General features: G+C 71.2%; 20 protein-coding genes. 5 read left to right on the forward strand and 15 right to left on the reverse strand.

Annotation, left to right across the window (positions count from 1 at the left end):
* Positions 1 to 832: 832 nt before the first annotated feature.
* Complete coding sequence (gmk, locus tag HV824_RS08265; protein WP_176418461.1) at positions 833 to 1,462, reverse strand: guanylate kinase; 630 nt, start codon at positions 1,460 to 1,462, stop codon at positions 833 to 835.
* Positions 1,459 to 2,337: a YicC/YloC family endoribonuclease gene (locus HV824_RS08270; protein ID WP_176418460.1), complete on the reverse strand. Its 879-nt coding sequence runs from the start codon at positions 2,335 to 2,337 to the stop codon at positions 1,459 to 1,461. Before HV824_RS08270 ends, gmk begins: the two co-directional genes overlap by 4 nt.
* 84 nt (positions 2,338 to 2,421) lie before the next feature.
* On the opposite strand from HV824_RS08270, the gene HV824_RS08275 reads away from it, so the two are divergent.
* Positions 2,422 to 3,516: a glycosyltransferase family 9 protein gene (locus HV824_RS08275; RefSeq protein WP_176423027.1), complete on the forward strand. Its 1,095-nt coding sequence runs from the start codon at positions 2,422 to 2,424 to the stop codon at positions 3,514 to 3,516.
* 196 nt (positions 3,517 to 3,712) lie between these two features.
* Here the strand turns inward: HV824_RS08275 and HV824_RS08280 are convergent, their stop codons facing one another.
* The 9 genes from HV824_RS08280 to HV824_RS08320 are packed head-to-tail and all read right to left on the reverse strand — an operon-like array spanning position 3,713 to position 14,542.
* The gene (locus tag HV824_RS08280; RefSeq protein WP_176418458.1) at positions 3,713 to 4,201 is read right to left on the reverse strand and encodes an adenylyltransferase/cytidyltransferase family protein; all 489 of its coding nucleotides are present in this window, start codon (positions 4,199 to 4,201) and stop codon (positions 3,713 to 3,715) included.
* Positions 4,198 to 5,211, reverse strand: coding sequence for a bifunctional heptose 7-phosphate kinase/heptose 1-phosphate adenyltransferase (locus HV824_RS08285; RefSeq protein WP_255207860.1), 1,014 nt, complete (start codon positions 5,209 to 5,211; stop codon positions 4,198 to 4,200). Before HV824_RS08285 ends, HV824_RS08280 begins: the two co-directional genes overlap by 4 nt.
* A gap of 31 nt (positions 5,212 to 5,242) precedes the next feature.
* Positions 5,243 to 6,367 (reverse strand): tetraacyldisaccharide 4'-kinase, encoded by a 1,125-nt coding sequence (gene lpxK / locus HV824_RS08290; protein WP_176418457.1) that lies wholly within the window; start codon positions 6,365 to 6,367, stop codon positions 5,243 to 5,245.
* On the reverse strand, positions 6,364 to 7,392 hold the full coding sequence (locus HV824_RS08295) for a glycosyltransferase (RefSeq protein WP_176418456.1): 1,029 nt from the start codon (positions 7,390 to 7,392) through the stop codon (positions 6,364 to 6,366). The genes lpxK and HV824_RS08295 overlap by 4 nt, the downstream gene beginning before the upstream one ends.
* Positions 7,393 to 7,396: 4 nt before the next feature.
* Complete coding sequence (locus HV824_RS08300) at positions 7,397 to 8,404, reverse strand: glycosyltransferase family 4 protein (RefSeq protein ID WP_176418455.1); 1,008 nt, start codon at positions 8,402 to 8,404, stop codon at positions 7,397 to 7,399.
* The gene (locus HV824_RS08305) at positions 8,401 to 9,684 is read right to left on the reverse strand and encodes a 3-deoxy-D-manno-octulosonic acid transferase (RefSeq protein WP_176418454.1); all 1,284 of its coding nucleotides are present in this window, start codon (positions 9,682 to 9,684) and stop codon (positions 8,401 to 8,403) included. Before HV824_RS08305 ends, HV824_RS08300 begins: the two co-directional genes overlap by 4 nt.
* Before the next feature lie 21 nt (positions 9,685 to 9,705).
* A complete protein-coding gene (locus HV824_RS08310) occupies positions 9,706 to 10,866 on the reverse strand; it encodes a PHP domain-containing protein (RefSeq protein WP_176418466.1) in 1,161 nt (386 codons plus the stop codon).
* 5 nt (positions 10,867 to 10,871) lie between these two features.
* Entirely contained in the window at positions 10,872 to 12,656 is a 1,785-nt protein-coding gene (locus HV824_RS08315; RefSeq protein WP_176418453.1) for an ABC transporter ATP-binding protein, read from the reverse strand.
* Between the two features lie 2 nt (positions 12,657 to 12,658).
* Complete coding sequence (locus HV824_RS08320; RefSeq protein WP_176418452.1) at positions 12,659 to 14,542, reverse strand: DUF4388 domain-containing protein; 1,884 nt, start codon at positions 14,540 to 14,542, stop codon at positions 12,659 to 12,661.
* Between the two features lie 59 nt (positions 14,543 to 14,601).
* Here HV824_RS08320 and lpxB point away from each other — a divergent pair, with 59 nt between their 5' ends.
* The 3 genes from lpxB to HV824_RS08335 are packed head-to-tail and all read left to right on the forward strand — an operon-like array spanning position 14,602 to position 17,114.
* Positions 14,602 to 15,753, forward strand: a complete 1,152-nt coding sequence (gene lpxB, locus HV824_RS08325) for a lipid-A-disaccharide synthase (RefSeq protein ID WP_176423028.1) — start codon at positions 14,602 to 14,604, stop codon at positions 15,751 to 15,753.
* Between the two features lie 17 nt (positions 15,754 to 15,770).
* Complete coding sequence (locus HV824_RS08330) at positions 15,771 to 16,475, forward strand: polyprenol monophosphomannose synthase (protein WP_176423029.1); 705 nt, start codon at positions 15,771 to 15,773, stop codon at positions 16,473 to 16,475.
* 12 nt (positions 16,476 to 16,487) lie between these two features.
* A complete protein-coding gene (locus HV824_RS08335; RefSeq protein ID WP_176418449.1) occupies positions 16,488 to 17,114 on the forward strand; it encodes a MarC family protein in 627 nt (208 codons plus the stop codon).
* Here HV824_RS08335 and HV824_RS08340 read toward each other — a convergent pair.
* The 3 genes from HV824_RS08340 to HV824_RS08350 all read right to left on the reverse strand — a co-directional run bounded on the left by HV824_RS08340 (position 17,107) and on the right by HV824_RS08350 (position 20,182).
* The gene (locus HV824_RS08340; RefSeq protein WP_163782457.1) at positions 17,107 to 17,574 is read right to left on the reverse strand and encodes a hypothetical protein; all 468 of its coding nucleotides are present in this window, start codon (positions 17,572 to 17,574) and stop codon (positions 17,107 to 17,109) included. The two genes, HV824_RS08335 and HV824_RS08340, sit on opposite strands and share 8 nt — an antisense overlap.
* A 29-nt stretch (positions 17,575 to 17,603) precedes the next feature.
* Positions 17,604 to 18,626 carry an OmpA family protein gene (locus HV824_RS08345; RefSeq protein WP_255207861.1) on the reverse strand — a complete coding sequence of 341 codons (1,023 nt, stop codon included), beginning with the start codon at positions 18,624 to 18,626 and terminating at the stop codon, positions 17,604 to 17,606.
* 191 nt (positions 18,627 to 18,817) lie between these two features.
* Positions 18,818 to 20,182 (reverse strand): sigma 54-interacting transcriptional regulator, encoded by a 1,365-nt coding sequence (locus HV824_RS08350; protein ID WP_176418447.1) that lies wholly within the window; start codon positions 20,180 to 20,182, stop codon positions 18,818 to 18,820.
* Positions 20,183 to 20,368: 186 nt separating this feature from the next.
* Here HV824_RS08350 and HV824_RS38165 point away from each other — a divergent pair, with 186 nt between their 5' ends.
* A complete protein-coding gene (locus HV824_RS38165) occupies positions 20,369 to 21,487 on the forward strand; it encodes an ADYC domain-containing protein (RefSeq protein ID WP_176418446.1) in 1,119 nt (372 codons plus the stop codon).
* On the opposite strand, the gene HV824_RS08360 is transcribed toward HV824_RS38165, so the two are convergent.
* Positions 21,476 to 24,706, reverse strand: coding sequence for a protein kinase (locus tag HV824_RS08360; protein ID WP_176423030.1), 3,231 nt, complete (start codon positions 24,704 to 24,706; stop codon positions 21,476 to 21,478). The genes HV824_RS38165 and HV824_RS08360 overlap by 12 nt on opposite strands.
* Positions 24,707 to 24,791: the final 85 nt, after the last annotated feature.

Below are 24,791 nucleotides of genomic sequence, written 5' to 3' on the forward strand. Positions count from 1 at the left end.
TCCAGTGCTGCCGGCTGCGCTTCTCAGCGCGACCTGGCTGGCACCGTCTTAAGAAATTGACTGCGGTTTCCGCAATCTAGCTTCTTCTTGGGCTTGCTATTTGGTTTTCAAAGACCGAGTCGCTTGTGCCGCCAGCGACTTCTTGCTACCGTCTTCTTCGTTGCTGCCTCGCCGTCTTTTCGTCCGGCGGGGCGTCAGCTTCTATTTCAACTCGGCGTCTTTTATCAAGCTGCTTTTTCGCCGTCCTGCTGGCTTCCGGAGTCTTCAGCGCCGCCCAGTGGCTTCCGCTGCTTCTTCCGGAGGGGCGCGGCTTCTACCGCTTCGCCGCCCTCCCTGTCAACCGCTGCGCTTTGTTGACTCCCTCGACTCGCCTGCCCTTTTCTTCCGGGCTTCTTCGTCGGGGGCGCGGCTTCTACCACCGCCGCGTCTCTTGTCAACCCGCTGCGTTGACCACCGTATTCCGTATTTTCGTGCTGACTCGCTCGAAGTGTCTTCCGCGCCAGCGCGCGGGCTTCTTTGCGAGGGGCGCGGCTTCTATCACCGCCGCGCTTCCTGTCAACCGCTCGAGCGCCCCACTCCTGACGATCGACCGAACACCCCAGCTCCATCTCCCGTTGAGATGGCTACCCACTCACCTGCCACCCGCCCGCTGGTTCACGACCTCAACACCCACGCGCCTGATTCCGCTCCCAATGAAGATGAGAGATGTGGGTACTCGCGACCCGGCGGACGCCTGTGTGACGCCCGCGCAACGCGGCGAGGTGTGGTCGCTTATCCATCAAGCGATCGGGCTGCGCAAGAAGTTTGATTCCGAACACTTCCGCCGAGGCGGTCAGCCGCCGATTCCCAGGCCCAACTTCGACACGTCCACACGTCCGCGCCGGCAACGCTCCGCGACCACCACCGAGCGCAGCTCACCGTAGGCACGCTCAATGTCGTCATTCACCACGACGTAATCGTAGGACGCGATGCCCCGCTCGATCTCCGAGCGAGCCGCCAGCATTCGGCGCCGGATGGTTTCGTCGGAGTCCGTCTGACGATCCCTCAGGCGCCGTTCCAGTTCCTCCATGGAGGGCGGCAGCACGAAGATGGTCACCGCATCCGGGTGCTTGCGCTTGATGGCCTGACCGCCCTGCACGTCGATGTCGAAGATGGCCGCGCTCTTGCGGACACGCGCCTCGTCCACCACTGACTGGGGGCTTCCATAAAAGTGGCCGTGGACCTCCGCCCACTCCACGAACTCGCCGCGCTCAATCTTCGACTGGAAGGTCGCGACGTCGACGAAGTGGTAGTCCACCCCCTCGCGCTCCTTCCCTCGAGGCCTTCGGGTGGTGACGCTGATGGAGAACACCGCATCCGGCGTTTCCTTGAGGAGCCGGTGCGCAAGGGTGGTCTTCCCCGCCCCGGAAGGAGCGGAGAGCACGAGCAACAAGCCAGGCGGGAGCACGGTATTCTCGTTCATTCGACGTTCTGCACCTGTTCGCGGATGCGCTCGACCTCGGCCTTCATGGCCACCACGCGCACGGAAAGCTCGGCGTGCTGGCTCTTGGAGCCGGTCGTGTTCACCTCGCGGTGCATCTCCTGCACGAGGAAATCCATTCGACGGCCAGTGGGCTCGTTGCTGGCCATGAGGACACGGAACTGCTCCAGGTGACTCGCCAGGCGGGTGACCTCCTCGGCGATGTCCGTGCGCTCGGCGAAGAGCGCCACTTCCTGGGCCAGCCGCTGCGGGTCCACCGCGACGCCGCTCGCGAGCTCGGCAATCCGGTCGGTGAGCCGCTGCTGGTACTCCTGCACCGCCTTCGGAGTGAGTAGAGCCACTTCCTTGCTCCAGCCTTCCAGCAGCTTCACCCGGGCATCCAGGTCCGCATAGATGGCCTCACCCTCGACCTGGCGCATCTTCTCCAGCGCCGTGAGCGCCTGGTCCAGCGCCGCCTGGAGCGCCTGGGAGGCGGCGTCCAGCTCCACGCCCTTCTCTTCCAGGCGGACCACGCCGGGCTGGTTCGCCACCTGCGACCAGGCGACGTCTCCCGGGAGTCCCAGCTCGCTGGCCAACTCCCGGAACGCGCGCACGTACTCCCGCGCCAGGCCGAGATCCACGGTGGGGACCGTCCCCGACGAGGTGGGGGCCTGCCGCTTCACCAGCAGATCCACCGAGCCTCGGGCGAGCCGGTCCTTCACCTGCTTGGACACCAACGGCTCCTGGGACGACAGCTCCCGCGGAAGCCGCACCTTCACTTCACAGAACTTGTGGTTGAGTGAGCGCAGCTCCACGGAGACTTCTTCGTCCCCCACGCGCGCGCGGCCCGCGCCAAACCCCGTCATGCTCTTCAACATTGGGCGGTTGCTAGGGGCTTTCGGGTCCGAGGTCAAGCCGCGCGCTTGCACCGCCTCCAGTTCTGTGTAGGGTCCCGCCGCGAGATGTCCTGGCACAAGCGGCTCGAATCATGGGCGAAGCTGGCACTGGCGTTCGTGGCGTCCGCCCTGCTGTGGCGCCCGGGCCGCCGGCGGCGTCCTGGCACCCCACTTCCCGCGCCTCGAAAGGTGCTGCTCGTGCGGCCCGACAACCGCGTGGGCGAGGCGCTCCTCACCACGCCGTTGATGAGGACCCTCAAGGCGCACCACCACCCCGCGCCCGAGGTCCACGTCCTGGTGCACGCGAAGGTCGCTCGAGTCCTGAACGGGCACCCGGACGCGGACGTCATCATTCCCTTCGACCGGCGCAGAATCTGGATGGGGCCCCTGGCGCCTGGCATCGCCGCGCTGCGACGCGCCCGGTATGACGTCGTGGTCGACTGCGCCAACTGGGAGTCGCCCTCGGTCACGAGCGCGCTCGTGTCCCGGCTCGCGGGCCCCGAGGCTGTCGTCATCGGGCCCGACCTCTGGCCAGTGTCCCGCCTGCACTCCCTGCCCGTCCCCGCTCGAACGGACACGCGGAACGAAGCCGTTCAACGAACGCACCTGCTCACCCCGCTCACGAACGGCGCGGTGGCGCGCGGATTGTCCTTCCGCGAGCCCACCGTGGGCCCGGCCATCCGCGCCTATCTCGACGTCCTGGCCGGGAAACCCTTCGCGGTCATCAATCCCGGGGGGCGGCTGGGACCTCGGCGGATTCCACCCGCGGCCTTCGCCGCCGCGGCTCGGGCACTGGTGGCGTTGGGGCGTACCCCCATCGTCACCTGGGGCCCTGGGGAAGAAGCACTGGCACGTGGGGTGGTGGATGCCGCCCCTGGCGCCGAGCTCGCGCCCGCGAGCAACCTGGACGAGCTGGCCGCCCTGATGCGCGCGGCCGGATTCACCCTCTGCAACAACACGGGGCCCATGCACCTGTCCGTCGCGGTGGGTGCCCCCACGCTGGCCTTCTTCCTGCGGATGGACATGGAGCGCTGGGGCCATGCGTACGCCCCCCACCGCATGGTGGACCTCACCCCCCTGGTCGATGGTGCAGGGGGGCAGGGTTTGGAGGAGCGGGCCGCCGAAGAGGTCAGGGCGTTCGCGGCGAGCCTCCCCTCCTGAGGATTCACGTCCCGGACACGGGAGGCTCCACCACCGCGTGTTCGGGCGTCAGCCTGGGGATTCCCTCTTCCACGGGCCAGCTCAGGCGGCACGGCTCGCAGGAGACTTGCTCTTGAGCCTCCCGCGCCTGAAGCGGTGACTTGCAGTGAAGGCATCCCAGGACGGCCCACACCTCCGCGGCGATGAATGACACCGGCTAACCCGTGCCCTCGCGGCCCAGCCGCCGGGCCAGGTCCGTGGTGCTGTGGTCCTTCGGGTCTCCGGAGACGGCCGTTCGCCCGCCATAGGCGCGGACCTCATCGGCCTCGGGGATGCTGTCCGGGGTGTAGTCCGTGCCCTTCACGTGCACGTCCGGCTTCAACGCCCGGATGATGACGCGAACGTTGGACTCGTCGAAGACGATGACCCGGTCCGTGCAGGCCAGCGCCGCGACGAGTTCCGCCCGCTCGCACTCGGGGATGTAGGGCCGGCCGGGTCCCTTGTAGGCCCGGGTGGAAGCGTCCGAGTTCACCGCCACCACGAGGACATCCGCCAGGGCCCTGGCCCCTTCCAGGTAGCGGACGTGCCCCACGTGCAGCAGGTCGAAGACGCCATTGGCCAGCGCGACCGTGCGTCCTTCGGCCCGCCAGCGCTCGCGCTCTTCCGCCACCTTCGCGAGCGATTGGATTTTCTCGAGGGTGCTCATCTCGCGCTCCGAAGCTCTTCGAGCAGTTCATCGCGGGACACCGTCGCGGTGCCTGGCTTCTGCACCACCAACGCGCCCGCCACGTTCGCCAGCCGCGCCGCATCACCAAGCGAGGCCTTCGCGGCCAGCGCCAGCGCGAACGTCGCAATCACCGTGTCTCCCGCGCCCGTCACATCCACCGCCGCCTTCGCGCCATGGACGGGGATGAAGTCCACGCCTCCGTCCGCATCAAAGAGCGCCATGCCGTGGCGGCCTCGCGTCACCAGGAGCGCGCGGCACGCCAGCCGCTTCAACGCGGCGTGCCCCGCCTCCAGCATGTCCTCCTGGGTCCGAACGGGGCGCCCCGCGAGCGCCTCCAGCTCCGGCTCGTTGGGCTTGCAGACCGTGAGCCCCGAGAAGGAGGACAGGGCATAGCGGCTGTCCACACACACGGGCACGCCGTCCGCGGCCAGGCGACGCAGCACCTCGCGCACCTCGTCCCCCAGCACCCCCGCCCCGTAGTCGGACACGACCACCGCGTCCGCGTCCTGGGCGGAGCGTTCGACCTGCCGCGCCAGCGCCTTGCGCATCTTCGGAGGAAGCTCGCCCCGCTGGCCCCGGTCCAGTCGCAACATCTGCTGCCGCGTGGTGCTCACCCCACCGGCCAGGATGCGCGTCTTCGTCTCCGTCTCGATGCCGCGGCCGCTCACCGCGTCCAGTTGGATGCCGGACTCGGCGCAGAGGCGGCGCAGCTCCTTGCCCATCTCGTCCTGGCCCAGCGCGCCGACCGCGGAGACCTGCCCGGACAGGGCTCGCACGTTGGCCGCCACGTTGGCGCCCCCCCCGAGCTTCACCTCCGCGGACTCGTAGCGGACGATGAGCACGGGCGCCTCCCGGCTCACCCGGTCCGTCTGTCCGTAGATGTAGTGGTCGGCGACGAGGTCGCCCACCAGCAACACCTTGCGGCGGGCAAACGCGTGCGGCAGGCGGGCGAGCGACGGCATCGAACGAGCGGGCGAGACTGCGGCCATGGCGGCGGTTTGTCCCACAGGCGTCCCCACCTCACAAGCCGCGCGGTGCATCCTCCAATCCAAGCGCCCGCCGCAGATGGGACTCGCCTTCCAGGACGTCGACCCCCAGGCGGACCACCCAGGCCTCGAAGCCCGGCGGCAGACGCACCGCGTCCTTTTCCGTCGTCACCACCCGGGCCCCCTGCCGGGCCGCTCGCGCCTGGACGTCGCGCAGTTCGGCCGCCGTGAAGCGATGGTGGTCCGGGAACAACGCGGCGTCGCGCACGTCCGTCCCAAGTGCCCGCAGGGTCTTCAGGAAGCCCCCCGGCCGGGCAAGGCCCGCCAACGCGAATACCGGCTGGCCCGTGAGCGCTGCCACGGGATGAAGGTTCCCCTCCGGGTCCACCCAGGCCGTGGGCCGATAGCGCGTCCTCACCCTGGGAATCCCCGGGCTCGAGGGCAACCACCCGCCGAGCGTGTCCTCGGCCCTCGTGAGCGGGAGCACAGCGGATTCCGCCGCCGTGGCGGACGCCCTCAGCCAGAAAAGCGTCGCGCGGCGGAGTGACGCAGGGGGCTCACGCAACGGCCCTCGTGGAAGCATGTGGCCGTTGCCCAGCCCCACGGACTCATCCACGACGACAAAGTCCTCATCTCGCGCGAGGCGGCGGTGCTGGAACCCATCGTCCAGCAGCACCGTGTCCAGGCCGAACTCGTCCCGCGCGCGGTAGGCACTCGCGACGCGGTCCGAGCCCACGAAGAGCCGGACCTGGGGACAGCGACGCGCCAGCAGGAGCGGCTCATCGCCCGCGAGCTCCGAGGAAGGAAGCGGCTCCGACCCGATGAAGGTCAGCGGCTCACGCGAGGCGCGGCCATACCCGCGCGTCAAGATGCCCACCTTGCGGCCCGCTTGGACCAACTGCTCCGCCAGGTGGAGCACCGCGGGCGTCTTTCCCGTGCCCCCCACGTTGACGTTGCCCACGGAGATGACCTTGAGCCCCTCCACCCGCGCCGCGCGCAGCAGTCCCGCGTCGTAGAGCGCCGCTCGCACGTGCACGGCGGCAGCATACGTCCACGACACCAACGTGAGCGGCGACAGCAGGGCACGGCGGCCCCAGGGCTCTGGCGACGATGGGTAGAACACCCGCTCGATGGCGGTGGGGGCCTCCGGAGACGTCACGGGGCGCGCCTCGCTCGTGCATAGAGCGCGAGGACCTCCGCGGCGATCTGCTCGTTCGTCGGGTGTCGCACGGGTGCCCGCTGGGCGGACAGCGCCGCGGCGACCACGGCTTCGGGCGTCGGTGTCTCCACCCGTGCATCCGCGAGGTCCGGCAGGGCGCCTTCGTCCACCGCCACCACGCGGACGCCGCATGCGCGAGCCTGGGCCGCCGCGCGGGCACTCCAGTCATTGCCCAGCCCGAGCAGCCAGACCTCATCCAGCGCTCGCAGCCACCGCGCGAAGGCGTCCCCTTGTTGGTAGCCGGCGAACGTGACGGCATCCGTCAGCCCCAAGCCCTGGACCTGTTCGCGCGTCTGCTCCAGCAAGCCGCCGTCCCCCACGAGCACCAGACGCGCCCCGGGACGCTGCTTCCGATACAGGGCAAAGGCGTCCACCCCCACCGCGTGCCGGCGTGACGGCTGGAACGTAGAGACCATTCCGATGATGGGGGTGCCTTCGAGCCCGAGCTCTGCTCGCAGCGACCGCGCGTCCGGCGCCGGCTGGAACCGGGCGTCCACCAGGGCTGGCAGTACCTGGGCAGTCGCGCCCTTCCCCAACAAGCGAGGAAGCAGTGCGCTCGCCGGGACGGTGAAGGCGTCCGCGGCCGGGAGCGAGGAGCGCAATGAGCGCGGGGCGTGCAGCGAGCGCACCAGGATGGCTCCTGAAGGCCGTCCCCACCTCGCCAGCAGGTGGTCATGGCTGAAGTGCGAGTGCACCACGTCCACCGTCCGCGCCTTCAAGCGGCGCAGGTCACGCCACATCCGCCAGGGCGGGGACTTCACGGACAGCTCCATGCCCCCTTCGTCCAGCAGGCCGAGCGCCTCGAAGCGCGGAGCCGCGGGCTCCTCGGCCAGCACCTCCTTGCGCCGACGGTCCACCGCCACCGTGACGTCGTGCCCCGCGGCGCGCTGCGCCTGGGCCAGGAGCGCCACGTTCTCGGCCGGGCCGCTGTAGAAGGGACTCGCGAGCAGGTGGAGGATTCGCATCCGGTCAGCGCTCCCCGGCGGCCCGGTACACGTCGGCCAGGGCTCGCGCCTCGTGCTCCACGCCACACCGCCGCAGGGCCTCCTCGGCCGCGTTGCGGCCTATCTCCCTGGCGCGCTCGGGCTCCCGCATCAGCATGTCCAGCAGCTCGCGCAGCCCCTGGACGTCTCCGGGCTCGAAGAAGAAGCCCGTGCGGCCGTGCTCGATGAGCGTGTCCAGGTACGGCAGCTTCGAGGCCACCACGCAGCAACCCGAGGCCATGGCCTCCACATGCACCAGCGAATAACCCTCCGCGTACGAGGGGTGCACCAGCACGCTCAGCCCCTGATACCAGGGCTCGATGACGGACTGCTCGCCGGGCAACGCGATGCGGTCTTCGATACCCGCCATCTGCTGGTTCAGCCAGTCCAGGTCCGGCCCCTTCGCGAGCCCGACCAGGACGGGTTGCCAGTCGGGATGCTGGGGCAGCAGCGGGCGGAGGGCCTGCACGAAGTCCCCCTGCCCCTTCTCCCTCCGGATGCGTCCGATGACGCCGATGCCGCGACGCCCTCCCAGGCCGAGCTTGCGCCACGCCGCGTCCCGGTCCTCGGGCGGGTGGAAGCGCGTGAGGTCAATGCCGTGAGAGACGACCGTGGACGGCAGCGCGATGACGTCCGCGACCTGCTTCGTCAACGAGACGAGCGCATCCGCGCCCCTGGCGATGAAGCGGGTGAAGCCACTAGGCGCCATCGAGGTGTGCCGGGTGAAGACGAGGCGGACCTCCCGGCCCAGCAGCTTCAGCAGCATGCCCACCAGGAGCTCGTTGTTCCGGTGCGCATGCCACACCACGGGCTCGCGGCGCAGGCGGCGGAGCAGCTCCGGCCAGGTGATTCTGGGCAGCCCCTCACTCAAGCCCGAGCCGATGACGCGCGTCTCCGAACCCGAGTCCCTGACGAGCGCGGGCACCACCGTCTCCACGTGGCGCGTCACGCCCGTGTAGCGATGGTGGAAATGTGGGTGGACGATGAGCGTCATCGTGGGTCCGGCCTCCCGTGCGGAAACAACGTCGTCATCGCCTCCGCGTTCCTCTCACTGGCGCCCGAAAGCCGGCCCACCGTCTCCAGCGCCTGGGCGCCCAGGCTCGCGAGCCGCGCTGGTGATTCAAGCAGCGACACGAGCGCCAGCTCCAAGGCCGCGGCGTCCTGAACCTGGAGCCCACCCTGCCCCGTCAGCAACGCCACGCTGTCCCGAAAGTTGTCCATGTGCGGCCCGTAGAGCACCGGCTTCCCCTGCCCCGCGGGCTCCAGGATGTTCTGCCCGCCGCGCATCGTGAACGAGCCGCCGACGAACACCACCGTCGCCAGCCGGTATGCCCTCGACAGCTCACCGATGGTGTCCAGCACCACGACCTGGCCCCGCTCCGGATTGCCCTGCGAGCGCAGCCCCACGCTCAGCCCCGCCTCGCGCGCGAGTGCCACGATTCGCGCCGCCCGGTCCACGTACCTGGGGGCAATGACCAGCCGCAGGTCCGGCCACCGCTCGCGCAGCCGCGCGTACACGCCCAAGAGCGGTGCTTCCTCGCCCTCGTGCGTGCTGCCGGCAATCCACACCCGCTCACCCTGCGCCAGGCCCAGCGCCGTGCGCAGGCTTTCGTCCTCGGGCACCGGGCCCGCGGCGAGCGCGTCGAACTTCGTGTTCCCCGTCACCTTCACCCAGTCCGGCCTGGCACCGAGCTGCCGCGCGCGGACGGCCTCTTCCTCCTCGCGCATCAGGAGGAGGTCCAAATCCCGCAGCGGGTTGCCGATGAGGCGGAACAGCGTCTGGTACTTCCCTACGTTCGCTGGCGAGAAGCGCCCGTTCGTCATCACCACTCGCGCCCCACCCCGCTTCGCCGCGCGGATGAGGTTGGGCCAGATTTCGGTGTACTCCAGCACCAACACGTCCGGACGGATGGCTCGGACCGCGCGTCGCGTCGCGCCCCAGAGGTCGTAGGGGACGTAGACGACCCCGTCGATGTCGTTCGCCAGCCGGCCCTTCGCCATCGCGTAGCCGCTGTCCGTCATGGTCGACAACACCAGGCGGCAGCCCGGGAAGCGAGCCCGCAGCGGGCCGAACATCGGCGAGAGGGCCAGCAAGTCTCCCGCGCTCGCGCCATGCAGCCAGAGGATGGGCCCGTCCCCGGGAGGCAGGTGGCTGTCCGGACCATAGAAGCCCAGGCGCTCCTTCAGCCCATGGCGCGTCTTCCGGTGCAGTGCGAGCACCGGGAACAGGACCGCGAAGAGCAGGTAGGTGGCGAGGACGTAGAGGACGCGCATGGGCGGCTTTCGCGCCGTCTATCAGATGCCCGGCCCGCGGGGCAGCACGCGCACGGGGCTCGGCACCAGCCAGGGTCGCCATTCCGTCCCGAAGAAGCGCCCAGGAGCCCGCACCCACACCTCCACCTGCGCCACCCCCGGCTCGGTCAGCTCGACGGACCGGCCATCCGACTTCAGGCGAGCGCCTCCCCACACCCGCACCTGCACCGACTCCGCGTCGGGCAGCCCTGGGAGCCGGATGGTCAGCATGTCGCCTACATGCGCTTCATGCCGCACATCGTCCAGCCCCTCCAACGCGAAGCCCCCAGGCTCCCCCAGCGCGCGGAAGGCGCACAGGGCCTGACCACCGCCCAGGGCCCGGCCGACCTGCTTCGCCGCCTCCTCCGCGTCCGGGGGCAATGGGAAGGACACCTGCGCTGGCGGCAGGTACATGGCCAGGGACTCGAAGACGGCCCGGTACGACGGCAGGCCGTGTGCGTCATGTGCGCAGAACGCCACGCGCGGCCGCTCACGCGACAGCTCCAGGAAGCGGGCCGTGGGCTCCGGCTCCGGTGCGACGAGCAGCATCACCCCATGCACCGGGTTGGTCAGTGAGGCCCCCACCGCGGGCACCAGGCGGCTCACCGGGTTGCGCACCGCGTGCCGGAAGAAGGTGTCCGCCGAGTACAGCTCGAAGCCGGGCACCGCCTTCGCGCTCGCCTCGTCCTTCCAGGGGTTGCGCTTCTGGACGGGGTGCGCCAGCACCGCCGTGCCTCCCGCCGCCGCCACGGCGCGAACCGCGTCCCCCGGCGGCATCCACGCGCGCACGCCCTCCAGCGGGCGCGACATGCCGAAGGCCACGAGGTGCCCATCCGACGTCGAAATCTCCACGCCGTGCACCAGCAGCACGCCCTGGACGTAGGCCGGCGCTCGGAGCGCGAAGTCGTTGTGGTCGGTGAGCACCGCGAAGTCCAGGCCCGCGGCCCTGGCCGCCGCCGCCACCTCTTCAGGTGTGCCTCGACCGTCCGAACGCGTGGTGTGGACGTGAAAGGCCCCTCGCGCCCATCGGGGCGCATCGTCCTTCGGGAGCACCACCGGGTAGCGCGCCATGGACGCCGAGAGCGCGAAGAAGCCCGCATAGCCCAGGACCAGCAGCACCAACCCCAGGACGGCCCGGAGCCCCTTCCCCGCCACTGCCGTCAATCGGCTCACGCCGCGCCTCGCTCCGAGGAGCCCTCCGTCTGCATCCTCCACAGCGCCGCATACCGCCCGTCCCGATTCAGCAGGTCCGCGTGCGAGCCACTTTCGACGACGCGCCCCGCCTCCATCACGTTGAGGACATCCGCGTTCACCACCGTGGACAGCCGGTGCGCAATCACCAGCGCCGTGCGCCCCGGCAGCACCGCCGCCAGCGCCGCCTGCACCTCGCGCTCGCTCTCCGGGTCGAGGCTGCTGGTCGCCTCGTCCAGCACCAGCACGGGCGCCCGCGCCAGCACCGCGCGGGCGATGCACAGCCGCTGACGCTGGCCGCCGCTGAGCGTCACGCCCCGCTCGCCGATGCGCGTGTCATAGCCTTCGGGCAGCGCGCGGATGAAGCCATCCGCGTGCGCCACCTTCGCCGCCGCCTCCACCTCTTCCCGCGTGGCGTCCGGCCTCGCGTAGCGCAGGTTGTCCAGCACCGTGCCGTGGAACAGCAGCGGCTCCTGCGTCACCAGCGCGAACTGGGCCCGGACGCTCGTGGCCGTGTAGCGGTCCGCGTCCACACCATCCAGGAAGAGCTGGCCCTTCTGCGGCCGCTCGAAGCGCAGCAGCAGCGCCGTCACCGTGCTCTTGCCTCCGCCGCTGCCGCCCACCAGCGCCGTCACCTGCCCTGCCTTCAGTTCCAGCGTCAGGCCGTCCAGCGCGGGCCGGTCCCCGTAGGCGAAGCGCACGCCTTCAAGCTGGATGCTCCGGGACAGCGGCGGCGCGGGCACCGCGTCCGGCGCGTCCTCCACGGGGTGCTTCATGTCGAGCAGCGCGAAGAGCCGCTCGCCCGCCGCGCCCGCCTGCACCGCGAACTGCGTCACCCGACCCAGGTCCTTCACCGGCTGGTAGACCAGGATGACCGCCGTCAGCAGCGACAGCAGCGCCTCCGGCTCCATCAGCCGCGCGCTCACCGCATACGCCAGCGCGCCCGCCAGCGCCGCCGCGGCCAGCACCTCCATCAGCCCCGGCACCGCGCCCCGCGCCCACGCCGCGCTCACCACCGCCTTCTCGTGCGCCTGCGCGAAGGCGGAGAAGCGCGCCAGCTCCGCCTCCTGCCCGTTGAAGGCCTGGATGGTGCGCAGCCCGCCCAGCCCTTCGTGGAGCTGCCCCGCCAGGTTGCCGAGCTGCGTCTGGCCTTCCCGCGTCCGCTTGAGCACCTTGCGCGTCAGCTTCGAGGCAGGGAGCGCCGCCAGCGGAATCACCAGCAACATCAGGCCGCCCAGCATCGGGCTCATGGACAGCGCCACCCCCGCCAGGATGATGACCTGGAGGCTGTCGCGCAGGTACGAGCCCACCGTGTACATGGCCGCCGCTTCCACGGCGCTGACATCCGAGGAGAACCGGCTGAGCAAGTCGCCCATCCGCTCGCGCGCGAGCTGGGCGGGCGACATCGCGGTGAGGCGCTGGAACAGGTCGCGCCGCAGGTCCTTCACCACGCGCTGCGCGAACAGACCCATGAAGTAGAACTGCGCCAGGTACCCCACGCCCTTCGCCGCGCCGACGATGACCATCACCAGCGGGAAGCCCCACAGGGCCGCGTCGCGAGGCAGGTCCGCCAGCCAGGGCACGCGCTGGGCGCTGGCGAAGCCTGCCTCACCGCCCGACAACAGGAAGCGCAGCGCCGGGCCCGTGAGGTACGCGTACGCGCCCGTCGTCAGTCCCACCACCGCCATGCCGATGAAGGCGAGCAGGAGCACACCCGAATGAGGGCGCGCATAGCGCAGCAACCGCAAGAGAACCGTCCGCATCGCTAGCGCCCCACCTTGCGCAACGCCGCCTTCGCGAGCTGGGAGTACGGGTTGTACTCCAGCACCCGCTGCAGCTTCTTCCGCGCCAGCGGCGCGTCCCCCAGGTCCATGTCGATGATGGCGGAGATGATGTGCAACCGCTCCACGTACGGCCCCAGCGACAGCGCCTTCTTCAGCACCTGCTGCGCCTTCTGCGCCCGCACCACCGGCGCCCCCGTGGGCATCCGGTACGTGGCCCACGCGAGGTACGCGTAATACTCCGGCTCGTCCGGATTGTGCGACACCGCTTCCTCGAAGGACTTCGCCGCCAGCGGGAAGTCACGGCGCTTCAGGGCGGACTCGCCCCGGCGCAGCACGATTTCCGCATCCACGACCACCGCCGTGTTCCGCCCCACGTCCATCCGGCTGAAGAGGTACTGGAGGTAGGCCTTGCGCTTCTCCTCCACGCTCAACACCCGGTAGGACGCGGAGAGCCGGTCCTGCACCGACTCCAGCAGGTCCTTCAGGTCGGAGATGTCGAACTCGGCGTAGGTGTCCGGGTGAAAGCGCATCGCCGTCTCGTGGTAGGCGCGCTCCACCGCCTCCGCGTCCGCCGCGATGTCCAGGCCCAGCCCTCCGAAGTAGCTGCGGGTGATGATGCGCAGCGCTTCCTCGCGCAGCGAGGCCGCCGTCTCGGGCGGCAGGGCCTTGCGCTTGCGCGGCGCGATCCGGTCCGGCAGCACCGCCGCGGACAGCACATCCGTGCCCGTGGCCACGGGCGTCGAGGAGAACGTCACCCCCCCCGTCAGCTTCAGGAACCACAGGAGCGAGTACGCCATGCGTAGCTCGCCGCGCCCGTGCGCCAGCAGGTCCTTCAGCGAGATACGGCCGTTGACCTGCATCGCAATCTTCAGGTCATCCGTGTCCAGCCCCATGGCCTGCAGGTCGCGCCCGAACTCCTGCGAGCGCACCGGGTAGTCCCCCATGTGCACCCGCAGCGAGGCCGCCATCACCTTCATGGTGAAGCAGCGACGCGCGCCATCCAGCACCGGCGCCAGCGGAGGAACCTCCACCGACGCGACCTCCGACGTGAAGTCGTCTCCCGCGTAGAAGGCGTAGCGGCCCTCGCGCATCCCCAGCACCCGCTCCACCCGGTCCCGGTTGTAGTCGCGCAACAGTTGCAGCAGCTCCTCGCCCGCCGCCTCCACGCCCGCGTCCGCGAGCGCCGCGCCGATGCGCAGACCGGAGTCCAGCGCCTCCGTCACCCGCTGCGCCTGCTGCGGGTTGAGCACGCTCCGGGCGAGCAGGTAGCCAGGCAGGGAGTCCGCCTTCGCCGTGGAGTCGTAGCTCACGGGGCCGCCGCGCAGGAAGTACACGCGCCGGCTCAAGCCCCGGTGCGCCACCACGAGCACGCCGTCCCGGCGCAGCCGGTAGATGGAGTGGAACAGCGCGGGCAGCGGGTGGCCCTTCAGCTCGCCCGAGTTGACGGCGGGCCGCGACAACGTGGCCGCCAGCCCGGTGAGTGGCACCGCCTGCGCCGCGCGCACCAGCGACTCCAGCCGGGGCACCAGCTCGCCCGGCTTGAGCGGGTCCGCCACGTAGGCGTTCACCTTGAGGTCCAGCACCGAGCTCACGCCCCGCGCGCGTCCCAGGTGACCCTTGTCGATGGCGACGATGGGCACCCTGCCGCCCTGGCCGTGGCCTCGGATGAGGTGCACCACGTGGGCGCCTTCCACGCGCGGAAGGTCCACCGACAACACCACGACATCCGGGTTGTCCGCCGCGAAGTGCTCCAGCGCCGTCACCGGATCGTTCACCGCGCGAACGGTGTACCCAGCCTGGGAGAGCAGGCCTTTCAGGTGCTCGAGCGTGGGGGGGTGGCTCTCGGCGAGCAGAAGCGTCTTCAAGGGGGCCGCAGTCTACACCTTCACCCGCTCCCGCATCAGGTACGATGCGCGCCCTTCACATGACGAATCCCCCCCGAATCCTCGTCGTCGCCGGCGAGGCGTCAGGCGATACCCACGCCGCCGAGCTCGTCGCCGCCCTCCGGGCCCGCCGTCCCGACCTCACCTTCTTTGGCATGGGTGGTGCCCGCCTGGCCGCCCAGGGAGTGGAGCTGCTCTTCGACGCCCGGGAGGTGTCCGTCATGGGCATCACCGAGGTCCTGCCCCGGATTCCCCGCATCCTTCAGATTCTGAAGGGGCTGGCCGAGGCCTCCGCCGAGCGCAAGCCGGACGTCGCCATCCTGGTGGACATCCCCGACTTCAACCTGCGCCTGGCCAAGAAGCTCAAGGCGCTGGGGGTGCCCGTCGCCTACTACGTGTCGCCCATGATCTGGGCCTGGCGCCGGGGCCGGGTGCGCACCATCAAACGGTTGGTGGACCGGATGCTCTGCATCCTCCCCTTCGAGGAGGACTTCTACCGGGAGGCTGGCGTCAGCGCCCGCTATGTCGGCAGTCCGGTGGTGGAGCAGGTCCCCGCCCCCGACACGGCCGCGGCCTTCCGCGAGCGGCTGGGGCTGGCGAAGGACGCCCCCACGCTCGCGCTGCTGCCCGGCAGCCGGATGGGCGAAATCCGCCGCCTGCTCCCCGACATGGTGGAGGCGGCGAAGCGGCTGTCCGCCGAGCGGCCCGGACTCCAGGTCGTCGTCCCCGTCGCGCCTACCATCGACCGGGCGGAAATCACGTCCCGCTTCGAGGGCAGTGGCGTGACACCCATCCTGGTGGAGGGCCGGGCGCCCGAGGTCGTGGGTGCCAGCGACGCCGCGGTGGTGGCCTCCGGTACCGCCGTACTGGAAGCAGGGCTGATGCAGCGCCCCCTGGTGGTCGTCTACCGCGTGTCGCTCATCACCTACTGGGTGGGCCGGTTGATGCTGAAGGTGGCCTTCGTGTCCCTCATCAACCTGCTGGCGGGCCGGCGCGTCGTCCCCGAGCTGCTCCAGGGGGAGCTGACGCCCGAGCGCATCGCCGAGGAGGTCCGCCGCGTCTGGAGCCCCGGTGCGCCCCGGGAGGAGATGCTCCAGGGGCTGGCGGAGATGCGCGGCCGGCTGGGCGAGACGGGCGCGGCCACCCGGGCGGCGGAGTCCGTGCTGGAGCTGCTGCCCCCAGGCCGCGTTTAGGGTATGTCGGCCGGGTCATGAACCCAGCCCTGGTCTGCATCCCCACGTACAACGAGCGGGAAAACATCGAGGCCATCGTCCAGGCTGTGCTGGAGGCCGACCCCAGGGTCGACATCCTCATCGTGGACGACAATTCGCCCGATGGCACCGGGCAGCTCGCGGACGGGCTCGCCGCGCGGGACTCGCGCGTGCGCGTCCTCCACCGCGAGAAGAAGGAGGGCCTGGGCCGCGCCTACCTCGCCGCGTTCCGCTGGGCCCTGGCCGAGCAGTACACGTACATCCTGGAGATGGACGCGGACTTCAGCCACGACCCGCGCTACCTGCCCGGCATCCTGGATGCGGCCGAGGCCGGCGCGGACCTGGTGCTCGGCTCGCGTTACGTCACGGGCGGCGGCACGGTGAACTGGGGCGTGGGGCGGCAAATCATCAGCCGCGGCGGCAGCCTCTACGCCCGGTCGATTCTGGGCGTGGGCATCCAGGACCTCACCGGCGGCTTCAAGTGCTTCCACCGCCGGGTGCTGGAGGACATCGAGCTGGACTCGGTGAAGAGCACCGGCTACGCGTTTCAAATCGAGCTGACCTACCGCACGCTGCGCAAGGGCTTCACCGTGCGCGAGGTGCCCATCGTCTTCGAGGACCGGCGCGTGGGTCACTCCAAGATGAGCAAGAAAATCTTCGCCGAGGCTCTCACCATGGTGTGGAAGCTGCGGCTCACGGTGTAGGCACAGGCTGTCATGCCGGAATACGTGTCGCTGTTCCTCGTCTCGCTGTCGGCCATCTTCTTCGTGGTGGACCCCATTGGCGTCGTCCCGCTGTTCCTGGCGATGACGGCCGGGGACACGCAGGAGAAGGTGCGCCGCACCGCCATGCGCGCCTGCCTGGTGGCCTGCGGGATGATGCTGTTCTTCGCCCTCTTCGGCGGCGTCATCTTCAAGGTGTTCGGCGTGTCGCTGGGCGCCTTCCGGGTGGCCGGCGGCATCCTCCTGCTCATCACCGCGCTGGACATGCTCCGCGCCCGCCCGTCGGAGACGCGCACCACGCCGTCCGAGGAACAGGAAGGCGTGGTGAAGGAGGACGTGGCCATCGTCCCCCTCGCCATTCCGCTGCTGGCGGGCCCGGGCGCCATCGCCACCGCCATGGTGTTGATGGCCAAGGGCGACACGCTCGTCTCCGCCATCCCCGTGCTGGCCGCCGTCGTGCTGACGTTCGTGGCCAGCTACTTCATCCTCCGCGCCTCCGGGCTCATCCAGCGCGTGCTGCGCCAGTCCGGCGTGGCCATCGTCGAGCGGGTGATGGGCCTCATCCTGGCCGCCATCGCGGTGCAGTTCATCGCGGACGGCGTCAAGGAGCTGCTCAGGTAGGTCCGGGGATGGCCACCCACTCCGGGCCCCTGCGCTTCAGCAGGCCCTGCGGCTTGCCCTCCAGTGACAGCTCGTCGTGGCTGGCCCGGCGCGCGTCGTACGCGTAGCCGTCCTGGACCTCCTGCAGGTACACCACCACCGCGTCGAGCACGTTCTCCTGCACCACCTTGAAGGTGGCGTCACCGCAGCTGGGCGCGTCGCCGGAGAAGAAGCGCTCCAGCATCGCCTCCTCCGGACGGCGCACGTACACCACCACCGGCGCGGGCTCATCGCGACCGGCCGCGGCGACTTCGCGGACGACCTGGGATGGCACCGGCTCCCGCAGCAGCCGATGCACGAGCTCACACTTCTCCGCCTCCACGCCCTGACGCTCCGCGACACGCGACGGGTGCGCGCACCCCGTGCTCCCCAGCATCCCCAGCCCGAGCAACGCCCATACCTTCTGGTGGAATCGGTCCATGCGTCTTTTCCTCTCCCTCGGTGACTGCGCTACAGCTTTCGCCACCGCGGAGGGCGAGGCGCGTGCTGAAGCACGGGGTCCTCCACCGCGATGATGTATTCCGCGCGGCGGTTGCCCGCCTCCGCTGTCTCGTCGGGCGTCGCGACGGCCGGGGCCTCTTCTCCCAGCCCTTCGTAGAAAACGGGCACCCGCAGCCCCTTCTTCCGGAAATAGGCCGCAAGACTCTTGGCCCGCCGCACGGACAGGCCCTGGTTCTCCGCCGTGGCCCCCACTGTGTCCGTGTGGCCCATCACGTAGAGGCGCAGCGACGCGAAGCGCCCGTACTTCGCCAGCGCGTCCACGATGAGGGCGTGGCTCTTGTCCAGCTTGCCCCGCTCCGCCGCCGGGATGTCCGCGCGGCCCGAGGCGAAGTTCACCTCCTCGTGCGGAATGTCCACCTGCCACGGATACAGGTCGACGCCCGTGTAGAACTCCGCCGTGTCGAACGCACGGAGGGAGATCTTCATCACCCGCCCCTCCGCCGCCGGCCACGTCAGCTCCAGTGGCGTCCCCGCCGCCTCACCCTTGAATGGCACCTCGCCCTCGAAGGCCTTCTTCCCGGTGTCCATCAACACCGTCAGCTCCGCGCGCTTCGCGGGCCGGGACAGGACGAAGCGCAGCCGCCGCGCCGCCACGTCCACGTCCTCCTTGCGCACGTCCAGCGTCAGCGCGCCGTAGAGCTCCGTGTCGAAGGACAACGGCATCTCGCCCGATTCCGCGTCCGGGAAGCGCACCGTGAGCGCTCCCTCGTAGTGGAAGCGGCCCTCCGGCTGCTTCAGCTCGATGCGGCGCGTGAGGCCCGGATTCCCGCCGCCCTTCACCTCCACCACCTCCCCGTCGCTGCGCTTCAGCTTCACTTCAAAGCCCGCGATGGGCTCCTCGATGTGGACCAGCAGCGCCGGGAGCTGCTCCCCCAGCACGGCGCGCCCCTCCAACGAGACCCGGATGGCATCCGCGAGCGCCGGCATCGGCGAAGACAGAGCAAAGGTGAGCAGCAGCAGGCGGGCGTTCATGGCGCGGTGTAGTCCTCTGGCGTCACGGGCCGCGACCAACCGCGGCACGTGTGAGTGGATTCCTCCGCGAGGGTAGGACGAGGTGGCGTGCAGGGAAACGCTCCCCGCGGGGGACGTTGGAGGTGCGGCGGTATTCAATCACCCCCCGTCGCGGGGGAGCCCGGGCAGGGGAGCGAGGCGCTTGCCTCTCGTTACCCCTCCCCGCTGCCCGCCAGGCCATGGCGCTCCAGCAGGCGCCGCAGCTGCGTCCGGTGCATGCCGAGCGCCCGGGCCGTGGCGGCGACGTTGCCCCCATTCGCCCGGAGCGCCTCCTCCAGCCGGGCGCGCTCAGCCTCGTCCAACGGCTTGCCCCGGGAGGCCCCCTGCCCGGGAGTGGCCGCGGACGCCACCTGTGGCTCCGCGAGCGGCGGGCCGAACACCGCGCCGGCGGTGGGACTCAGGTGTCTTGCCTCGAGGCGCGGCGCCTCGTGAAGCAGCGCCTCCTGGGCGGCGCTGCGCACCTCCACGCGGAGCTCGCGCACGTTGCCCGGCCAGGCCCGCAACAGGCAGGCTTCGTGGAAGCCCACGTGCACGGGCAGGCGCGCCCCAAGCTCCTCGAGGAAGCGCTCCACCAGGAAGGCCACCTCCTCGGGGCGGCGGCGCAGGGGCGGCAAGCCAGCCTCCGGCCTGCCCAGGCGGAAGTAGAGGTCCTCGCGCATCCGGCCGCTGGCCACCTGCGCGCGCAGGTCCTTGTTTCCGGCGGAGCACACCCGAACGTCCACCTTTCGCGGCTTGGAGCCCCCCAGGGGGAGGACCTCGCGCGTCTCCAGCGCGCGCAGCAGCTTGGCCTGCACTGCCAGGTCCAGCTCAGCCACCTCGTCCAGGAACAACGTCCCGCCGTCCGCGGCCTGGAGGTAGCCCTCCGCGTCGTCCGCGCCGGAGAAGGCGCCGCGCCGCGCGCCGAAGAGGAGCCGTTCGGCGAGCCCCTGCGGAATGGCCGCGCAGTTGACGGCCACGAAGGGGCCCGACGCGCGCGGGCCGCGCTCATGGAACGCGCGGGCCACGCCTTCCTTGCCGGTGCCGCTCTCCCCGTGGATGTGCAACGTGAAGCCGTGCTCCGCCGTGCGCGCGACCTGGTCCAGCAGCCGCTGCATCGCGGGCCCTCGCACGAAGTCGCGCGTCATGACGACGCCGCGCCGGGCCACCGGCCCCACGTCCGCGCAGGGAAGGAAGAGCGAGTCCCCCATGCGGATGACGCGCTGGGCCTCGCGGGGCGTGCCGGCCACCAGGGGTGCCCCATCCACGAACGTGCCATTCTGACTGCCCTGGTCGGTGACCCAGAAGCGGCGGCCGTCGTACCGGACCTGGGCGTGGCTGCGAGACATCCGCGGGTCCTGGTCCGTCCCCAACGAAGCGGCGCCCCGTCCCAGCAACAGCGCGCCGTCCAGCGGCAGGGCCACCGCCATCGCGCTCCCCGCGCACAGGACGCGAAGCAGGCCCGGCACCGGGGCCTCGCCGGAGTCCACCCCTCGCCCCCTGGCGTCGCTCTGCTGCAAGGTCGACCGGTCGTGTTCCATGTGCCTCCATCCTACGCGTGTGTCACTGGCACACGGCACCGTGCCAGCGGGCTGTGCCACCCGGGCCCCAGCTCCGCGGCGCTGCGCCGTGGCGCCTCGTGTACAGGACCGGACCTCCGATGGCATGACCCTGGCTATGACGCGGGGCCAGACCACGGCACCCGCCGTCACTTCGAGGAGACACCTGTGCTCAACACCTTCCCCACCTGGCTCATGGGCCCGCTGCTGCTGGCCGTCGCCGCGGGCTGCACCCTCCCCATCGCCGGTGCCAAGCCCCCCGTCGGCGCCCGCCCTGATTCCCCGTCCGGCGGCGGGAGCTGTCCGACGGGCCAGTGCGACCCCGACCCGAACGGCCTGGGCATCTACGTCACCGAGGGACACAGCTACTGCTTCTTCCATGAGAAGACGCCGGTGGCGTGCCTGGAGGGCTTCGTCAATACCCCCAAGGGCGTGGCGCTGCACGTGCGCTCCATGTACCAGAGAGACCAGACGCTTCAGCTCCCCCTGCACCTCCGGAACTCGGGCAAGCCCGATGATGGGGAGCACCCGACCCTGGAGGCCATTCACGGCAACGTCAGCGACTTCTTCCTCGCCGTCCGCAAGGGGGACGAAGCCAAGAAGCTGCGGGGCGAGTCGGTGTCGCGGCTGGTGTTCGGGTTCAAGCTCCCGGTGCGCCTGGACGGCGTCATGGAGGGCCTCGCCTACGAGCTGTCGCTCGAACCCGTGTCCGGCAACCGCCTCGTCGTGCGCTACCGGCCCGCGCCCAGCACCGTCTGGCTGCGGCAGTGCCAGTCGCCAGGGGACCAGAACGTCGCGTCCGTCCTCCTCCCGCAGCGCCAGGTCGACGGCCTGAACGCCGCGGTGCGGCCCCACGACGAAACCCTCACCGTGGCCTGTGAGACAGGCGCGATTGGCGCATGCATGGACTGGGGCTACCAGCCGTGGACTCCCGAGACGCACCAGCCCGACGCGGACCGCGAGTTCGTCTACGGCGCCTGCCTCCAGGCCAAGCGCGCCGCCTACTTCGTGGGCCAGGGCGACCTGAGCACGTACACCGTCAACGGCACGGAGATTCTCCGGCGCGACGCCCACGGGTTCGGGCGCGGCAGCAACAACAAGCTCCAGGACCTCGGATACCTGGAGGCCCTGTGGAGCCCCCGGGGCGCGGAGTGCCTCAACCTAGCGAACCGTCGCGGCAGGGTGCCCATCCAGAATGGCCTCACGCTGCCTGCCTGCGGGCCGTCCCCCACATGGAGCTCCCAGGCGCGGTTCGCGACAGGCGTGGAGCAGCCCTCAAAGCCCTGAGTCTGGAGCCCCGGCGGCGCGAAGGGCGGCTTGCTCCGCGCCGTCCAGGGGGACCACGTAGCGGCTCAGCCAGGGCACCTGGGCCGTGGCGCGGCGCCACGCCGCGTCAGCCTCATGGAGGGACGCTTCCCACCCTACCGCCGGCCGCTGGCGCCGGGCACGCAGCAGCAACAGCGCGCCTCGCACGGCGTGGGCCTCCGGCAGCCCGGGGTCCAGCTTCAGCGCGAGGTCCACCTGCGCCAGCCCCTCCTCCACGAGGGCGGACGGAGCGCCGGTGTCCCGCGCCAGCCGCCAGGCCGACCGGGCAAGTGTGAGGTGGCTGTCGTAGTAGGGGTAGAGCGACACGGCCCGCCGGGCCTCGGTGAGGGCCTTGCGCAGCAGCGCGGCACTGGAGCGCCCGTCGCGCCGCGCCTGCTCCGCCGCCGCCAGCGCCAGCTCCGCCCCCAGGCTCCGGCAGTCCGCGCAGGTGGGGCTCAGCCGGTACGCCTCCGCCAGCGCGCGCTGCCCGCTGGCGAGCGCCGCGCTCGCGTCGCCCGCTCCGCGCAAGGCCTGGAGCGCTTCGAGCAGGTGCGCGCCGGCCGCATGGAGCCAGGCGCGGTCGGAGCGGGCGTTGACGCCTCGGGAGCGCTCCGTCGCCTGGAGCGCGCGCGCCAGGGCCGGACGCGGGTCGCCGCCGGTCTCCAGCAAGTAGCGCGCGCGCGTCAACTCCGCGGCGGCGGCATGGTCGTGGGCGGAGTGGAAGCGCTCGTCGAGGCTCAGCGCCTGCGCGCTGGCCTCCAGCGCCGCGTGCACGTCGGCCTCCGGGTCGCGCCCACGGGAGAGCAGGAGGGCCGCCCGGGCGGCGTACAGCTCCGCGAGGTTGGAGTGGGCGAACAGGTACTTCGGGTCCCCCTGGACGGCCCGCTGGAAGGCGCGCTCCGCTTCGGCGTAGGCCGGAAGCGGGTCCTGCCCGTGCTCCCGCTGATAGTTGCCCCGCCAGCGGTGCACGAGCCCCAGGTCGTTGAGCGCCCAGGGGTAGTGCGGCTCCAGCTCAATCGCCCGCTCCAGCCATTGAATGGCCCGTGCCCAGGACGCCTCGGGCGCCTCGCCCGCGCGCGCCTGGCGCAGACCGCGCATGAAGTAGCTGTACCCCAGCGAGTCGTGCGCGAGCACGTTGCGCGGCTCCAACGTCCCAGCCCGCGAGGCCGCGTCCGTCCAGGCCTCGAGCAGGGCCTCCGCGCCGCGCGCGTCCGGCGCCCCCTGGAAGGTCACCGCGCGGTACTGGTTCATCAGCACCTGGGCCTTCTTCGTGTGGCCGGAGGCCCGGTCCGGGTCGGCCACGAGGCTCCGGTCCGCGGCGGCCTCCGCCTGGTCCAGCGCGGCCTTGCGTGAGCGCCCCTCCCGCTTGTCCAGCTCCGACAGTTGCAGCCACACCTCCGCGAGCGCCTCGTGGGCCCAGGCGTCGCTGCGCGCCAGCTCCACGGTCCGCTGGTAGCGGGACTCCGCCTCCATGAGCCCGGTCCGCGCGCCCGCGTAGTCCCCCTGCTCCAGCAAGGCCATTGCCCGCGCGAGCGCCACGTCCCCGGCGAGCATCCGCACCTCCGGCATCCACGACGCCTGCGCCACGGCGTCGCGCGCGGCCCGCTCCGCGCCGTCGTAGTCCTTGCGGTACAGCGCGATGAGCCCTTCGAGGTACCGCGGAGACTCCAGCTCCACGCCGCCGCTGCGCTCCAGGGAGTCGAGCGCGGGCGCCAGGTAGCGCGCCTCCAGTTGCCGCCGCCGCGCGGCCACCCACGCCGCGCCGCCGCTGCGCCGCGCGTCCTCCACGGCCAGGCGGTACTGCTCCCCCAGCACCCTCCCCAAGGCGTAGTGGAGCCCCGGCGAGTCGACGCCCAGCTCGCGCGCCCGCGTCAGCTCCCGGTGCGCCTGCTCGAACTCGCGCATCGCCAGGTGGCCCCTTCCCAGCGCCTGCCGCACCAGCCCCTCCCCCAGGCCGTCCAGGCCAGGTCGCAAGGCGCCCATGCGCGCCATTCGCGCCCGGACGCGCTGCTGCTCGGGCCGCGTGTCGTGCAGGGGCAGGCCCTGGAAGGCGCGCACGAAGGCCTCGATTTCCTGCACCTGCTGGCCCAACTGCTCGGCCAGCCGGACGCGCGAGGCCGTGCGCGCCTGGAGGTCCCGCTCCGCCAGCCAGGCCCGGGCCCCGAAGCCCGCGAGCAGCAGCATGCCCACCAGCGAGACGCCGGAGACGAACACCACCCCGCGGTGCCTGCGCGCGGCGCGCCGCAGCCGGTGCGTCAGGCGGGGCCGCTGTCCGAGGATGGGCGCGCCGTCCAGGTAGCGGCCCAGGTCCTCCGCCAGCGCCCGGGCGGAGGCGTAGCGCAGCGCTGGCTCCTTGCTCAGGCACTTGAGGCACACCGTCTCCAGGTCGGCGTCCAGGTCCGGCACGCGCTCGCGGGGTGGCACCGGGTCGTCGTGGAGCACCCGGTTCAACGTCTCCAGCGGCGTGGCACCCGTGAAGGGCGGCTCGCCGACGAGCAGCTCGTAGAGCGTGGCGCCCAGGCCGTAGACGTCCGTGCGCGCGCCGATGGCGTCCAGCTCCCCACGGGCCTGCTCCGGCGCCATGTACGCGGGCGTGCCCATCACCGCGCCAGTGGACGTGAGGCCGTGCCCCTCCCCCGCCTCGTACGCGAGGCCGAAGTCCATGATGACGGGCTCGCGACGCGCGCCCTCACCCGGGAGCACCATGATGTTGGAGGGCTTGAGGTCCCGGTGGATGACGCCCAGCACATGGGCCGCCTCCACCGCCTCCGCCGCGGCCTTCAACCACCGCGCCTTCTCCAGGGGCGCCAGGCCCCGCGCGGCGACGTCCATCCGCTCGCCCTCCACGAGCTGCATGGCGATGAAGGCCTGGCCGTCCGTCTCCCCCGCATCGAACACCTTGCAGACATTCGGGTGGTCGATGCGGGCCTGGGCGCGGGCTTCCCGCAGGAAGCGCATGGCCCGCTCCGGGTCCGCGCCCCGCAGGAACTTGAGCGCCACCGGCCGCCCGAGCGTCCTGTCCCGCGCGCGGTACACGTCCCCCATGCCGCCTCGGCCCAGCAGCCCCAGCACCTCGTAGCGGGCCCCTGGCGCGGCCGGCGCGGTGCCCGGCGGCTCGGACGGAGGGCCCGCCACCGTGGCCCCTTCCTCGGCCGGCCGCGCGGCCGTCTCCGACGGAAGGGTTGGCGCGAGGCGTGACATGGGCAAAGCCTATCAAACGCATACAGCCGCGGCACGGTGGCACACCGTGGCCTGTGCCACCGTGCCACGCGAGGGTGTGCCACCT

The organism is Myxococcus sp. AM009, from assembly GCF_013372605.1.
GTDB lineage: Bacteria > Myxococcota > Myxococcia > Myxococcales > Myxococcaceae > Myxococcus > Myxococcus vastator.

Bases quoted from the DNA above. Each gene is read 5' to 3' on its own strand.
- gmk (WP_176418461.1), bottom strand. From the start codon at position 1,462: ATGAACGAGAATACCGTGCTCCCGCCTGGCTTGTTGCTCGTGCTCTCC.
- HV824_RS08270 (WP_176418460.1), bottom strand. From the start codon at position 2,337: ATGTTGAAGAGCATGACGGGGTTTGGCGCGGGCCGCGCGCGCGTGGGG.
- HV824_RS08275 (WP_176423027.1), top strand. From the start codon at position 2,422: ATGTCCTGGCACAAGCGGCTCGAATCATGGGCGAAGCTGGCACTGGCG.
- HV824_RS08280 (WP_176418458.1), bottom strand. From the start codon at position 4,201: ATGAGCACCCTCGAGAAAATCCAATCGCTCGCGAAGGTGGCGGAAGAG.
- HV824_RS08285 (WP_255207860.1), bottom strand. From the start codon at position 5,211: ATGGCCGCAGTCTCGCCCGCTCGTTCGATGCCGTCGCTCGCCCGCCTG.
- HV824_RS08295 (WP_176418456.1), bottom strand. From the start codon at position 7,392: ATGCGAATCCTCCACCTGCTCGCGAGTCCCTTCTACAGCGGCCCGGCC.
- HV824_RS08300 (WP_176418455.1), bottom strand. From the start codon at position 8,404: ATGACGCTCATCGTCCACCCACATTTCCACCATCGCTACACGGGCGTG.
- HV824_RS08305 (WP_176418454.1), bottom strand. From the start codon at position 9,684: ATGCGCGTCCTCTACGTCCTCGCCACCTACCTGCTCTTCGCGGTCCTG.
- HV824_RS08315 (WP_176418453.1), bottom strand. From the start codon at position 12,656: ATGCGGACGGTTCTCTTGCGGTTGCTGCGCTATGCGCGCCCTCATTCG.
- lpxB (WP_176423028.1), top strand. From the start codon at position 14,602: ATGACGAATCCCCCCCGAATCCTCGTCGTCGCCGGCGAGGCGTCAGGC.
- HV824_RS08330 (WP_176423029.1), top strand. From the start codon at position 15,771: ATGAACCCAGCCCTGGTCTGCATCCCCACGTACAACGAGCGGGAAAAC.
- HV824_RS08335 (WP_176418449.1), top strand. From the start codon at position 16,488: ATGCCGGAATACGTGTCGCTGTTCCTCGTCTCGCTGTCGGCCATCTTC.
- HV824_RS08340 (WP_163782457.1), bottom strand. From the start codon at position 17,574: ATGGACCGATTCCACCAGAAGGTATGGGCGTTGCTCGGGCTGGGGATG.
- HV824_RS08345 (WP_255207861.1), bottom strand. From the start codon at position 18,626: ATGAACGCCCGCCTGCTGCTGCTCACCTTTGCTCTGTCTTCGCCGATG.
- HV824_RS08350 (WP_176418447.1), bottom strand. From the start codon at position 20,182: ATGGAACACGACCGGTCGACCTTGCAGCAGAGCGACGCCAGGGGGCGA.
- HV824_RS08360 (WP_176423030.1), bottom strand. From the start codon at position 24,706: ATGTCACGCCTCGCGCCAACCCTTCCGTCGGAGACGGCCGCGCGGCCG.